Here is a 13,922-nt window from a genome sequence, read left to right on the forward strand (position 1 = left end):
CGAAGTCGCCGTGGCTGGACCCTTCCGACGCCCTAGACGCTGGGAGCCGGGAACGTCCTGACCCGGTCGGCGGCGAATGAGGCGGCCTGGCTGGTCAATCCGGCGTCGACGTACTGGCTGTGTGCGGGCCGATCGTCACCCGGGGAGCACACGGGGTCCGCGCCGTTGCACAGGTCGACGGTCTTGGCACCGTAGAGCGGACTGAGCGCGGTGAGCGGTCCACCGAAGCGGTTGAGCGGGTTGCCGAAGACGGCGACGGCCGCCACGTGGTCGGCCACTTCCGGAGGCATGGGTTGTCCCAGCCCGAACAGCCTCGCCGGATCACCGGTGATGCCGTCGATGACGGCGGCGCCTTGAGAGTATCCACCGAGCACGATCTTGGTGTTGGGACAGGATGACGCCGTGGCCTGCACGTGCGCGCTCGCGTCGGCGGCGCCGGCGGTCGCCTGCATGAAGTCGTGTGAGGCCGGATAGTTCACGGCGTACACACTGACGTTGCGGCCCTTGAGGTCGCCCTTGAGCGAGTCGACGAACGCCTGACCCACCCGACCGACGCCGACGGGTTCGTCAGTGCCACGGGCAAACACGACCTCGACGTCCGAACACCGCGGAGCGGCCGAGGCGGCGGGCGTGCCCCCGCCCGCGAGGCCCGCGCCGATCAGCCCCCCGGCCGTCAGGCCCGCCAGAAGTAGGTGAGTCTTGCTCTGAACGGACATCGACGTCCCCTTCGGTGGTCCACGTGGGTCTAGAGATTATTTAGAAGAACTTCATAATCGCCCAACGCTTTCCCAAACCGACGAATTCCTCGGGGAATTGTGAGCGAGAACTCGTGCCGTCATCCCGACCCTCGCCGCCGACGGGTACACGGGCGGTGCGCCGCGGTCAGTCCAGGATTCGCCTCGACACGTTCGTGGTGACCAGATCGAGCAACTCGTCGGCCCGGCCCGCCATGATGGTCCGGATCGCGTACAGCGAGAAGCCCTTCGCCTGCTCGGCACTGATCGCGGGGGGAATGGACAATTCCTGGCGCGCGGTGACCACGTCGACGATCGCCGGTCCGTCGTGCGCGAAGGCCTCCCGCAGCGCGTCCTCCAACTCGCCGGGATGCTCGACCCGGCGGCCGAAGGCCCCCATCGCACGGGCCACCGCGGCGAAGTCCGGGTTGACGAGCTCGGTGCCGAAGTTGACGATGCCCGCCGCCTTCATCTCGAGTTCGACGAAGTTGAGCGACGAGTTGTCGAAGATCACGACCTTGACCGGCAGACGGTTCTGCACCAGCGTGATGAGTTCGCCGAACAGCATCGTCAGGCCACCGTCGCCGGCGAACGCCACCACTTGCCGATCCGGGAACGCGGTCTGGGCGCCGATCGCATGCGGCAGGGCACACGCCATGGTGCCGTGGTTGAACGAGCCGACCAGCCGGCGCCGACCGTTCATGGTGAGATATCGGGCCGCCCACACCACCGGAGAGCCGACGTCGACGGTGAACACCGCATCCTCGGCGGCCAGCCGATCGGCAAGGGCGGCAAGGTATTCCGGCCGAATGGGCGCCTTGTCGCGATCGTTGACGGCCAGGCCGTCCATCGACCTGCGGGTCTTGGCGTAGTGGCGCAGCGAGCGGTCGAGGTGCTCGCGGGAGGACTTCTCGACCAGCAGCGGCTGCAGCGCCGCGACGGTGTCGGCGACGGTGCCGACCAACCCCAGGTCGACGGGCACCCGCCGGCCCAGATTCCGGCCGCGAACGTCGACCTGGATGATGCGGGCGTGGTCCGGATAGAACTGCTGGTAGGGGAAGTCGGTGCCCAGCATCAGCAGCGTGTCGGCTTCCTTGATGGCCTTGTAACCCGAGGCGAAACCCAGCAGTCCGGTCATGCCGACGTCGTAGGGGTTGTCCCATTCGACGAACTCCTTGCCGCGCAGCGCGTGCACGACGGGCGCCTTGAGTGTGCCCGCCAACGCCACCACCTCGTCGTGCGCGCCCTGAACCCCGGCGCCCGCCAGGATCGTGACGCGCTCGCCGGAGTTGAGCAGGTCCGCAGCGCGTCGGAGCCCCTCGTCGTCGGGTCGCACCACCGAACTGCTCGGCAGGATCGGCTTGGCCAGCCACTGGGATTCGACGGCGCGGGCCAGGAAGATCTCGCCCGGCACGACGACGACGGCCACGCCGTTCTCCTCGACGGCGGCACGCATCGCCATCTCGACGATGCGTGGCGCCATCTCGGGTGTGCTGACCAACTCGCAATAGACGCTGCACTCGCCGAAGAGGTCCTGCGGGTGGGTCTCCTGGAAGTACTCCGAGCCGATCTCGCTGCGCGGAATGTGCGCAGCGATCGCCAGCACCGGCACCCGCGAACGCTGCGCGTCGAACAGTCCGTTGATCAGGTGCAGGTTGCCGGGTCCACAGCTGCCGGCGCACACGGCGAGTTGGCCCGTCAGCGCGGCGTCCGCTGCCGCGGCGAACGCCGCGGTCTCCTCGTGCCGGACGTGTTCCCACGTGACGTCCTCCGAGCGGCGGATCGCGTCGGTGAATCCGTTGAGGCTGTCTCCCGGCAGTCCGTAGACGTGACGGACACCGCTGCGCGCCAAGGCGGCGATGATCTGACTCGCAATGGTCGCCATCCGGGTCACTTCCTGCGATTTCAGCGCGGAGACGTTCGCGCGGCGACGGTTTTCGCGCCGAAGACACCCTACTGGAGCAAGGTCGTCACGTCGCCGTAAGAACTGCGGGTTCTGCAGTCGGTAGCTTGGCGGCATGGTCGAAACGGCAACGCGTCCCAGCCCCTGGATCGGCGTCGCCGCGGCGGCGGTGGCGCTGGGCGTGACCCAGCTGGCGGCGGTGGCCTTCGGTCCCCATGCCGACTCGCGCACCGCCGTCGGCTCCGCCGTGATCGACGTGACGCCCGGGCCGGTCAAGGAATGGGCGATCCAGTCGTTCGGAACGTCGGACAAGCTCGCGCTCTCGATCGTCGTGCTGGTGGTGATCGCCGTGATCGCGGCCATCACCGCGCAGCACGAGACGCGCCGCAGACCGATCGGCAGCGTCGTCATCGTGATGGCCGGTGTGCTCGGCTGCGCCGCCGTGGTGAGCCGGGCCGGCGCCTCCGCCGTCGACGTCGTGCCCACCGTGGTCGGCACCGTCTGCGGGGTGCTGGTGTTGCGCTGGCTGGCCGTCGGCCGCGCCCCCGAACAGACGGCCCCCGCCGACTCCCCCTCGTCGACGACGGATCACGACCCGGGCCGCCGACTGTCTCTGCTGACGTTCGGTCTCATCGGTGTCGGCGCGGTGGCGGGCGTCGCGGGCTCGCTGCTGAATCGGTTGAACTCCTCGGTGGCCGGTGACCGTACCGCCTTCACCCTTCCGACCCCGCGTGGTGCGGCGCCGCCGGTCGTGCCGCCCAGTGTGCAACCCGCCGGCTTCACCCAGACGCCGTTCATCACGCCCAACGCCGACTTCTACCGCATCGACACCGCCCTGAGCGTGCCCCAGGTCAGCCGGGCCGACTGGCGACTGCGCATCCACGGCATGGTCGACCGCGAAGTCACGCTGACCTTCGACGACTTGCAGCGCTTCGCGCCCGTGGATCGGATCGTCACGTTGACGTGCGTGTCGAACCCCGTCGGCGGCGACCTCATCTCCAACGCGAAGTGGACGGGCTACCGCGTTCGAGACCTGCTGGCGGAGGTGGGCATTCACCCCGACGCCGACATGGTCCTGTCGACGTCGGTCGACGGCTTCACCGCAGGCACGCCGGTCGAGGCGCTCACCGACCAACGCGACGCGCTGCTCGCGATCGGCATGAACGACGCCCCGCTGCCCACCGAGCACGGTTATCCCGCCCGCCTGGTGGTCCCCGGCCTCTACGGCTACGTCTCGGCGACCAAGTGGCTGGCCGACCTGGAGCTCACGCGCTTCGACCGCGCCGAGGCGTACTGGACCAAGCTCGGCTGGTCGGCCCGCGGACCCATCAAGACCGAGTCGCGGATCGACGTGCCCCGTCCGGGTGCCGAAGTCCCCAGGGGCGCCACCACGTTCGGCGGCGTGGCGTGGGCGCAGCACCGTGGCATCACCGCGGTCGAGGTGCGCATCGACGACGGGCCGTGGCAGCCGGCCCAACTCGGGGCGAGTTATTCGAACGACACCTGGCGGTTGTGGAGCTTCCCGTGGCAGGCCTCGGCGCCCGGATCACACCAGATCACGGTGCGCGCCACCGATGCCACCGGCACGGTCCAGACTCAGGACGAGGCCGACGTCGTCCCCGACGGCGCCACGGGCTGGCACTCGGTGTCCTTCGACGTGGCGTGATACCGCCCGGTCAGACCGGCACCCGCTGGTTGGTGGCGACCGACGTCAGAACGGCCAGCGCCATGAGCACCGCGCCGATGCGAATCCACGCCTGGCTGGCGTCGCCGCGGATGGTCTCGTAGCCGATCTGTTGCTGCAGTTCCGAATACGCCTTCTTCAGCTCGTCGAGATTGCCCGCGTGAAACGTCTTGCCTCCGGAGATGTCGGTGATCTGCTGCAGCGTCGCGTCGTCGACGGGCACCGGAATCTGTTGCCCGTCGATGGTCACGACGCCGTCGGGGGTGCCGAAGGAGATCGTGGAGATGGCCACACCTTGATCCTTGGCCGCCCGGGCGGCGGTGTAGGCACCCCGAGGTTCGTCCGGATTGCGCGGAATCGTCTCGGCGCCATCTGATTCCAGCACGATGTGCGCAGGTGGCGGCGTGTCGCCACCGCCCATCACCGCGTCGACGCTGGCGATGGCTTGCAATGCCGTGAAGATGCCCTCCCCGGTGGCCGTGCGTTCCTCGGCCTTAAGCCCGTCGATCGCGTTCTTCATGGCGGCGCGGTTGGTGGTCGGTGAGACCAGTAGCGTCGCGCTTCCACCAAATGCCACCAGCCCCAGGTTGATTCCGGGAGTCAGTTCGTCGGCGAACTGCTTGCCGGCCTCCTTGGCGGCCTCCAACCGGCTGGGCGCCACATCGGTGGCGACCATCGACTCCGACACGTCGATCACCAACATCACGACCGCACGGTTGCGTGGGATGCGCACGTCATGGGTCGGCGCGGCGAGCGCAATCGCCAACGTGGCCAACGAGATCACCAGGAGGACTGCCGGTACGTGACGCCATCGACGGCGGCTCTCGGCCGGTGCGACGCGCTGCAGCAACTCCATGTTGGCGAACCGCAGCACCCGCCGGTGGCGGCCGAATTGCACGACGACGTAGGCCACGACGAGGCCGAGCACGACCAGCAGATAGAGGAAGTACCAGGCGTGGGCGAAGCCCGACAGGGCCAGCGGCCCGAGAAGCGGCACCGTCATGTCGGAAGCCGCCGGTTCACCATCAGGGCGAGCACGGCGGCGACGGTCGCCAGCAGCACGGCCAGGCGCACCCACCCCTCACTGGCCGGGCCGGGCAACACCTGATATCCGATCTGCCGCTGCACCGACTCATAGCTCTGGTTCAACTGCTCGACGTTGGTGGCCGAATACGTCTGGCCCCCAGAGAGTTCCGCTATCTTGGTCATCGTCTCCTTGCCCACCGGAACTGGAAGTCGCTCGTCGTTCAGGTCGACGTAGCCGTCGCTCGTGCCGAAGGCGATGGTCGAGATCGGGACCCCCTGATCCTTCGCGTAGCGAGCCGCCGTGTAGGCGCCACGGGGGTTGCTCGGGTCGCCGGGCACGTTCTCGTCGCCATCGGAGAGCAATACGATGCGGGCCGGCGGGGGCGTGGTGTCCCCGTCGGTGCTGAGCACCGCCCCGACCGTGGCGATCGACTGCAGTGCGGTGAAGATGGCCTCCCCCGTGGCGGTCTTGTCGGCGGTCTGCAGCTTGTCCAGCGCGGTGACGGTGGCCTGGTGGTCGGGGCTCGGCGCGACCAGCAGGTTGGCGCTGCCCGCAAATGCGATCAGCCCCAAATTGATTCCCGGCGTCAGACCCGTGGCGAACTGCTTGGCTGCCCGTTCGGCGGCGACCAGACGGGTGGGGTCGACGTCGGTGGCGCGCATCGACTGCGACACGTCGACGACGAGCATGATGACGGCGCGGTTGCGTGGAATCCGGACGTCCTTGGTGGGCCCTGCCAGTGCGGCGGTCAACACCATCAGCCCGACGAGGGTCAGGGCGAGCGGTACGTGACGCCAGTGCAGTGTCGCCGTGCCCGGGGCCGATCCCCCGGGCGGCGTGCCGACGAAGCGTGCGATCCGGCGTCTTCGCCGCCGCTGAATCACGACGTAGGCCACCAGGAGCGCCAGCGGTACCAGGCCGAACAGAAGCAGCCAGGGGTGCTCGAACCCCCTCCACGTGATCACGCCAATCACGGGCAGGGTCAGCACGGTCGTCCTTCGGTCGGGGTTGGTCGAGTAGCAGCGAGTGTGGCGTGGCTTCCTGACCGTCGGCTGCGATGTTGCTTGGACGAGGGTGTGGCGGTGTCGGTTGCCCGTGTCAGGGTGGAGAGGTGAAACTCTCGGAGGTTGCCGCCACGTCGGCCGCGGTGGGCGCCCTCTCGGCGCGCACGGCCAAGATTGGACGCATTGCGGAGGTCTTGGCCGCGGCCGCCACCGAGGGCGATCCCGAACTCGTCGCCGTGGTGGTGTCCTGGCTCTCCGGTGACCTGCCGCAGCGGCAGATCGGGGTCGGGTGGGCAGCGCTTCGATCCCTGCCGCCGCCGGCCGCGGAGCCGTCGCTGACGGTGGCGGGGGTACACGCGACGTTGAGCGAGATCGGTGCCGTCGCGGGAAAGGGCTCGCAAAGTCGCCGGGCCCAGTCGATCGCGGCGCTCTTCGCCGCTGCCACGGAGGTGGAGCACACGTTCCTCAAGCGCCTGCTCAGCGGTGAGTTGCGCCAGGGCGCGCTGATCGGCGTCATGACCGACGCCGTCGCCAAGGCCGCCGCGGTGCCCGCCGCCGAGGTGCGCAGGGCCTCGATGCTCAGCGGTGAACTGCCGTCGGTCGCGGCCGCGGTGCTGACGCAGGGCCAGGCCGCGCTCGCCGGGTTCGTCCTGCAGGTCGGCCGCCCGGTCGGCCCGATGCTCGCCCAACCGGCGACCGGCATCGACGACGCGCTGCTACGGCTAGGCGGAACCGCGGTGCTCGAGGCCAAGCTCGACGGCGCGCGCGTCCAGATCCACCGTGCCGGGGACGTCGTGTCGGTGTACACCCGCAGTCTCGACGACGTCACCGCGCGCCTGCCGGAGGTCGTCGAGGTCGCCCTCGCCCTGCCCGTCACCTCCTTCATCGCCGACGCCGAGGCGATCGCACTGCGGCCCGACGGGCGGCCGCACCGGTTTCAGGTGACCGCGTCGCGGTTCGGACGCGACGCCGCGCGGGCCACCGAGACGCTGTCGGTGTTCTTCTTCGACCTGCTGCACCTCGACGGCGTCGATCTGCTGGACCTGCCGACCACCGAGCGGCTCGACACCCTCGACGCGCTGGTACCCGCCACGCACCGCGTCGACCGCCTGATCACCTCCGACGGCACCGCGGCCGCGGCCTTCCTCGCCACGACGCTATCCGCGGGTCACGAAGGTGTGATGGCGAAGTCGCCGACGGCACCGTATGAGGCGGGCCGGCGCGGCGCCGGCTGGCTCAAGGTCAAGCCGGTGCACACCCTCGACCTCGTGGTGCTCGCCGCGGAATGGGGCTCGGGCCGACGCACCGGGAAGCTCTCGAACATCCACCTCGGCGCACGCGATCCGGCAAACGGGGGATACGTGATGCTGGGCAAGACGTTCAAGGGAATGACCGACGAGATGCTGGAGTGGCAGACCGCCAGGTTCCTCGAATTGGCCGACGGTCACACCGAGGGGTACACGGTGCGGCTGCGGCCTGAGCAGGTCGTCGAGATCGCCCTTGACGGCGTTCAGACCTCGAGCCGCTATCCGGGCGGGATGGCGCTTCGCTTCGCCCGCGTGCTGCGGTACCGCGACGACAAGACCGCCGCCGAGGCCGACACCCTGGACACGGTGCGAATCCTGTACGACACCTGAACGAATGCCGGAGTTTCGGCCAAACCCGCGGACCCGCGGTGAAAGGATCGGCCCATGGCCTCACCCCCCGTTCCCGCCGCCGGGGCTCGTCTGGAAGACACCGACGGCGACATCACCTACATCCGCACCGACGCCGACCTGCCACCCGTCGCGATCGTGGACCGGTCACCGATCACGACCACGCACAAGGTCGTGTTCGCGATCGTGGCGCTTCTCGGTGCGGTCGCGTGGGCGGTGATCGCCTTCTTCCGGGGAGAGACGGTGAACGCGGTCTGGTTCGTCGTCGCCGCGGTGTGCACCTATGTCATCGGATACCGGTTCTACGCGCGGCTGATCGAGACGAAGATCGTCATGCCCCGCGACGACGCCGCCACCCCGGCCGAGGTGTTCGAGAACGGCACCGACTACATGCCGACCGACCGCCGCGTGCTGTTCGGTCATCACTTCGCCGCGATCGCGGGTGCGGGCCCACTGGTCGGCCCGGTGCTCGCCATGCAGATGGGCTACCTCCCCGGCACCATCTGGATCATCGTCGGCGCACTCGTCGCCGGCTGTGTCCAGGACTACCTGGTGTTGGCGATCTCGGTGCGCCGGCGCGGCCGCTCCCTCGGACAGATGGCGCGCGACGAGCTCGGCACGGTGGGCGGCGTCGCAGCGATCGTCGGCGTGCTGGTCATCATGGTGATCCTGCTGGCGGTGCTCGCCCTCGTGGTGGTCGGCGCGCTCGCGGAGAGCCCGTGGGGCGTCTTCTCGATTGCGATGACCATCCCCATCGCCCTCTTCATGGGCCTGTACCTTCGGTTCCTGCGACCGGGCCGCGTCTCGGAGGTCTCGGTCATCGGCGTGGCGCTGTTGCTGCTGGCCGTCGTGGCCGGCGGCTGGGTCGCCGAAACCGATTGGGGCAACGACTGGTTCACCCTGTCCAAGGTCACCCTATCGTGGTGCATCATCGCCTACGGACTCGCCGCGTCCGTGCTGCCGGTGTGGCTGCTGCTGGCTCCGCGTGACTACCTGTCGACGTTCATGAAGGTCGGCACCATCATCCTGCTGGCGATCGGCATCCTCGTCGCCCGCCCCGTCATGGAGGCGCCCGCGATATCGACGTTCGCCTCCAGCGGTACCGGCCCGGTGTTCGCCGGTTCCTTGTTCCCGTTCCTGTTCATCACCATTGCCTGCGGCGCGCTGTCGGGCTTTCACTCCCTCATCTCCTCTGGCACGACGCCGAAGCTGCTGGAGAAGGAGAGCCAGATGCGGCTGATCGGCTACGGCGGCATGCTCACCGAGTCGTTCGTCGCGATCATGGCGCTGATCACCGCGGCCATCCTCAATCAGCACCTCTACTTCGCGATCAACGCACCCAGCGCGCAGACCGGCACCACCGCGCAGACCGCAGCCGACTACGTCAACGGCCTCGGTCTGTCGGGGTCGCCGACGAGTGGAGCCGAGATCACCGCGGCCGCGACGAGCGTCGGCGAGCAGTCGATCGTGTCACGCACCGGCGGTGCGCCGACGTTGGCGTTCGGCATGTCCGAGGTGCTGCACCAGGTGTTCGGCGGGGAGGGTCTACGGGCCTTCTGGTACCACTTCGCGATCATGTTCGAGGCGCTGTTCATTCTCACGACCGTCGACGCCGGCACCCGGGTGGCCCGGTTCATGCTCTCCGACGGGCTCGCCAATCTCGGTGGGCCCATGAAGAAGCTGCGTGACCCGAGCTGGCGCGTCGGGGCATGGGCGTGCAGCGTGATCGTGGTGGCCGCCTGGGGCAGCATCCTGCTGATGGGCGTCACCGACCCGCTCGGCGGCATCAACACGCTCTTCCCGCTCTTCGGCATCGCCAACCAGTTGCTGGCCGCCATCGCCCTGACACTGGTCACCGTGGTGGTGGTCAAGTGCGGATTGCTGAAGTGGGCGTGGATTCCCGGCGTCCCACTGGCCTGGGACCTGATCGTGACGATGACGGCGTCGTGGCAGAAGATCTTCTCGGCAGATCCCAAGCTGGGGTATTGGACCCAGCACTTTCAGTACCGCGACGCCAAGGACGCGGGCAAGACGGCGCTCGGCGCAGCCAAGAATCCCGACCAACTCGACGCCGTCATCCGCAACACCTTCATCCAGGGCACCCTGTCTGTCATCTTCGCCGTGTTGGTGATGATCGTGTTCGTCGCTGGAGTAGTGATGGTGCTCAAGGCGATTCGTGGCGGGGGTTTGCCGCTGAGCGCCGACGATCTGGTCCCGTCGCGCATCTTTGCGCCGTCGGGCCTGAGAACGACTGCCGCCGAGAAGGAGGTGCAGAAACGATGGGACGCCTTGCCTCCCGGGTCACCCGGGCCGGCCGCCAGATCGGTTGGTACTGGGGCTCACTGATGGGTGACAACCACTACCGGCGCTACGTCGCGCTGCGGGCGCGCACGCATCCCGGTGAGCCGGTCATGTCCGAGCGGGACTACTGGCGCATGCGGTACCGCACCGGCGAGGTGCAGACACGCTGTTGCTGACTCCCTGACCCCCTGACCCACAGCCACGTGGCAGCGTGATCTCGTGAGACCGGCAGGCCCGGGACAGCTGGACCGAGGGCGTCGAGGTTAAGCTGCGCACTCGAAACTGGCTTCACCGCAACGCAATTGAAGGCACCGAAGCGGTGGATATTCCCGATCTGCAGTGGGAGTGTTTAGCTTCACAATGGGCCCTCGGCGTCGAACCGAGGCAGCCGTCGTTACGTCATGACCGGTATGACCCATGACATCCAAGTCCACTCAGATCTCCTCGGCGTCAGCAGGATCGGCGCGCCGACCATCGCGGGAACCGGAGCCGCGTTCGGACCGCACCGCTACCACCAGGACGACGTGGCGCGTGAGCTGACCAAGGTCAACGGCCCGGACTTCATGCGCTTCGCCCGCACCAGCGGGGTGGACCACCGCAACCTCGCACTCCCCCTGTCTCGCTACCCGACGATGGCCGACTTCACCGAGGCGAACTGCGCGTACATCGACGTCGCCACGCGATGGGGTGCGGAGGCACTGACGTCGGCGCTGGACGCCGCGGGCCTCGCACCCACCGACGTCGACGCGATCTTCCTGGTGTCGAGCACGGGGGTGGCGGTCCCGACGATCGACGCACGCGTCGCCACCAGGGTCGGCCTGCGACCCGACGTCAAGCGGATCCCCCTGTTCGGCCTCGGGTGCGTCGCGGGTGCGGCGGGGATGGCGCGAGTCCACGACTATCTCCGTGGCTTTCCTGGTCACGTGGCAGCCCTCGTGTCGGTCGAATTGTGTTCGTTGACAATGCAGCACGATGACACGTCGATCCCCGCCCTGATCGGTGTGTGCCTGTTCGGGGACGGTGCCACGTCGGTGTTGGCCCGTGGCGCGAACCGCGCGACCGAGCCTCCGGGAGCCGAGTCCGCGCCCCGGGTGCTGGCCACCCGAAGCCGGCTCATTCCCGACACCGTGGACGTCATGGGATGGAACGTCGGCGCGAACGGGTTCGGCCTGGTGCTGTCGAAGGACGTGCCCAAGATGGCCGACGCCCACCTGCGCGACGAGGTCGACGGCTTCCTCGCCGACCACGGGCTGTCCACCGACGACGTCTCCACGTGGATGTGCCATCCGGGCGGCCCACGGGTGCTCGAGGCGATCCAGCGCGCGATCGGCATGCCGCCCGCGGCACTCGCGCACAGCTGGAACTCGATGCGCGAGCACGGCAACATCTCCTCGGCATCGGTCCTCGACGTCCTCGGCCGTACCCTCGCCGCGCCACCGGAGCGGGGTTCCCTGGGCGTCATGCTCGCCATGGGGCCGGGGTTCAGTTTCGAACAACTGTTGCTGAGCTGGTAGGCGGCGGGCTCGGCCAGGCACGCGCAGCGGTGTGAGCGTGCCTCGACGTACGGTCGACGGCGGCCGCGTCGGGCCGCCGTCGGGGCTGCCAATGGCCGACGCCATGGCGCTGCTGCCGGCCGATGAACGCCAGATCCTGTTCTGTGCGGCATCCCTGCACTGGTCGGTCGACCGCATCGCCGATGTCGTCGACCTACCCTCCGAAGTGGTCAAGCTGCGACTGCACGACGCGCTTCGGCGGCTCCTCGGGCACGCTCCTAGGCATCCGCCCGGTACGCCGTGACGATCGGCTCCAGCTCGTCGGGCGTGGCGCCGTGCATGATCACGGCGTCGGCGCCGTAGTCGAACTCCTTGCGGATCCGGGCGACGCACTGTTCGGCGGTGCCGGTCGCCGACGGTTCCAGCCACTCGTCGGGAATCAGCGTCGCGATGTGTTCGATCTGCGGGGCCGTCGCCTTGTGGTCGATGCCGCCGGGCACCGAGGCCACGACGGGATCATCCCGAAAGCGTCGAAGCACGGCGGGATCCCATCCATTCGTCGACACCAGCAGATCGCCATAGCCCTGGAGATAGGTGGCCAACCGCGCGACGGTCTTCTTCAGCCGGAGCTCCTCGGGGAGGTGATCGCCCACGGTGGCGAAGCACGACCACACCGTCACGTCGTCGGGGTTGCGGCCCGCCTGCTCCGCGGCGTCCTTGACCGTCTTCACGCTGCGCGCCAAGGTCTCGGGCGTGAAGTAGGTGTGCAGGATGACGTCGTCGAACTGACGACCCCCGAGGGCGAGCGTCTGCGGACCGAAGGCCACCAACCCCAGCCTGATGTCTTCGTCGAAGTCGGAGTCGAGGAACAGCACGCGGTACTTGCCCATCGGTCCGTCGTGGTCGAGCACGATCTCACCGTGCCAGAGCCTGCGCATCACCTGCGCGAAGTCCTCCATCTGCGCAGTGGTCACCGCCGGCACCCCGAAGGCGTCGTACATGGCCGCGATCCCACGGCCGATGCCGAGGGTGAACCGTCCACCCGACAACCGGTGCATCGTGGTCGCCCACGATCCGGTGATGAGCGGGTGGCGGGTGTTGTGATTGGTTGCCGCGGTGGCGATTCGCATACGACGGGTCACTGCGCACGCCGCGCCTACCAACGAGGAAGCCTCCTTGACGTTCCACCGCTCGGAGATGAACGCCGTTCCGAAGCCGAGTTCCTCGCCGCGGCGAGCCTCGTCCATCAGAGCGGCGGGCCCCGAACCGCCGGCCCCGGCGAGCAGGTAGTACCCCAACTCGTCGAGCACTCGGTCGGTCACCCTATTCGCCGGTCCAGTTCGGCGCCCGCTTCTCGGCGAACGCCGTGGCGCCCTCCATGGCGTCCTTCGAGGCAAACACCGGATTGATGAGTTCCCGTTGCTTGGACCACATCTCGTCGTCACTCCAGCCCGCGGACTTGACGATGACCTCCTTGGTCACCGCCACCGCGAGCGGGCCGTTCGCCGAGATCCGTTCGGCGAGGGCCAAGGCTCCGTCGAGGGCCCCACCCGGCTCGGTCACGACGTTGACGAAACCCCACTGAGCAGCTTGCTCGGCGGTGAAGCTCTCCCCGGTCAACGCCAGCTCGAGGGCCTTCTGATACGGAATCCGGTGCGGCAGGCGCAGCAGTCCACCTCCGGCGGCGACCAGCCCGCGTTTGACTTCGGGGATGCCGAACTTCGCGTCCTTCGACGCGACCACGAGGTCGGTCGCCAGCACGATCTCGGTGCCACCGGCAAGGGCGTAGCCCTCGACGGCGGCGATCACGGGCTTGCGCGGAGGCCGCTCGGTGAAGCCGATGCCCCGGCCGCGAATCGACGGCACCTCACCGGCCATGAACGCCTTGAGATCCATTCCCGCGCAGAAGTTTCCGCCGGCACCCGTCACGATGCCCACCGACAGCTCGACGGTGTCGTCGAGTTCGTCCATCGCGTCCGCGAGGCCCTGGGCGACCGCAAGGTTGAACGCGTTGCGCGCCTCTGGTCGGTTGATGGTGATGACGAGTGTGCGCCCTCGGCGCTCGGTCAGAACTTCGTCGGCCACGTTGCCCCTCGGGTTCCTCGGATGGAGTTTGACACG

General features: G+C 68.5%; 12 protein-coding genes. 6 read left to right on the top strand and 6 right to left on the bottom strand.

Annotated elements, in window-relative coordinates; translation table 11 throughout:
• Positions 1-32: 32 nt before the first annotated feature.
• Together ABZ195_RS18315 and poxB are read right to left on the bottom strand one after the other, a co-directional pair.
• Positions 33-716 carry a cutinase family protein gene (locus tag ABZ195_RS18315; RefSeq protein WP_355220186.1) on the bottom strand — a complete coding sequence of 228 codons (684 nt, stop codon included), beginning with the start codon at positions 714-716 and terminating at the stop codon, positions 33-35.
• 166 nt (positions 717-882) lie between these two features.
• A complete protein-coding gene (gene poxB / locus ABZ195_RS18320; RefSeq protein ID WP_355220188.1) occupies positions 883-2,619 on the bottom strand; it encodes a ubiquinone-dependent pyruvate dehydrogenase in 1,737 nt (578 codons plus the stop codon).
• Between the two features lie 133 nt (positions 2,620-2,752).
• Here poxB and ABZ195_RS18325 point away from each other — a divergent pair, with 133 nt between their 5' ends.
• Positions 2,753-4,303, top strand: coding sequence for a molybdopterin-dependent oxidoreductase (locus tag ABZ195_RS18325; RefSeq protein WP_355220190.1), 1,551 nt, complete (start codon positions 2,753-2,755; stop codon positions 4,301-4,303).
• Positions 4,304-4,313: 10 nt separating this feature from the next.
• On the opposite strand, the gene ABZ195_RS18330 is transcribed toward ABZ195_RS18325, so the two are convergent.
• Together ABZ195_RS18330 and ABZ195_RS18335 are read right to left on the bottom strand one after the other, a co-directional pair.
• On the bottom strand, positions 4,314-5,324 hold the full coding sequence (locus ABZ195_RS18330) for a VWA domain-containing protein (RefSeq protein ID WP_355220191.1): 1,011 nt from the start codon (positions 5,322-5,324) through the stop codon (positions 4,314-4,316).
• Positions 5,321-6,334: a VWA domain-containing protein gene (locus tag ABZ195_RS18335; protein ID WP_355220351.1), complete on the bottom strand. Its 1,014-nt coding sequence runs from the start codon at positions 6,332-6,334 to the stop codon at positions 5,321-5,323. The genes ABZ195_RS18330 and ABZ195_RS18335 overlap by 4 nt, the downstream gene beginning before the upstream one ends.
• A gap of 125 nt (positions 6,335-6,459) precedes the next feature.
• On the opposite strand from ABZ195_RS18335, the gene ABZ195_RS18340 reads away from it, so the two are divergent.
• The 5 genes from ABZ195_RS18340 (at position 6,460) to ABZ195_RS18360 (ending at position 12,105) form a co-directional block, all read left to right on the top strand.
• Positions 6,460-7,989 (top strand): ATP-dependent DNA ligase, encoded by a 1,530-nt coding sequence (locus tag ABZ195_RS18340; protein WP_355220193.1) that lies wholly within the window; start codon positions 6,460-6,462, stop codon positions 7,987-7,989.
• A 54-nt stretch (positions 7,990-8,043) separates the two neighbouring features.
• The gene (locus tag ABZ195_RS18345; RefSeq protein WP_355220195.1) at positions 8,044-10,353 is read left to right on the top strand and encodes a carbon starvation CstA family protein; all 2,310 of its coding nucleotides are present in this window, start codon (positions 8,044-8,046) and stop codon (positions 10,351-10,353) included.
• The gene (locus ABZ195_RS18350) at positions 10,287-10,484 is read left to right on the top strand and encodes a YbdD/YjiX family protein (protein ID WP_355220197.1); all 198 of its coding nucleotides are present in this window, start codon (positions 10,287-10,289) and stop codon (positions 10,482-10,484) included. The genes ABZ195_RS18345 and ABZ195_RS18350 overlap by 67 nt, the downstream gene beginning before the upstream one ends.
• A gap of 282 nt (positions 10,485-10,766) precedes the next feature.
• A complete protein-coding gene (locus tag ABZ195_RS18355; protein WP_355220353.1) occupies positions 10,767-11,822 on the top strand; it encodes a 3-oxoacyl-[acyl-carrier-protein] synthase III C-terminal domain-containing protein in 1,056 nt (351 codons plus the stop codon).
• Positions 11,823-11,859: 37 nt separating this feature from the next.
• Entirely contained in the window at positions 11,860-12,105 is a 246-nt protein-coding gene (locus ABZ195_RS18360; RefSeq protein WP_355220199.1) for a hypothetical protein, read from the top strand.
• On the opposite strand, the gene ABZ195_RS18365 is transcribed toward ABZ195_RS18360, so the two are convergent.
• Positions 12,080-13,123 carry a TIGR03857 family LLM class F420-dependent oxidoreductase gene (locus ABZ195_RS18365; protein ID WP_355220201.1) on the bottom strand — a complete coding sequence of 348 codons (1,044 nt, stop codon included), beginning with the start codon at positions 13,121-13,123 and terminating at the stop codon, positions 12,080-12,082. The two genes, ABZ195_RS18360 and ABZ195_RS18365, sit on opposite strands and share 26 nt — an antisense overlap.
• Before the next feature lies 1 nt (position 13,124).
• A complete protein-coding gene (locus ABZ195_RS18370; RefSeq protein ID WP_355220203.1) occupies positions 13,125-13,886 on the bottom strand; it encodes a crotonase/enoyl-CoA hydratase family protein in 762 nt (253 codons plus the stop codon).
• Between the last annotated feature and the right edge of the window lie 36 nt (positions 13,887-13,922).

Source organism: Mycobacterium sp. NPDC006124 (assembly GCF_040614235.1).
GTDB lineage: Bacteria > Actinomycetota > Actinomycetes > Mycobacteriales > Mycobacteriaceae > Mycobacterium.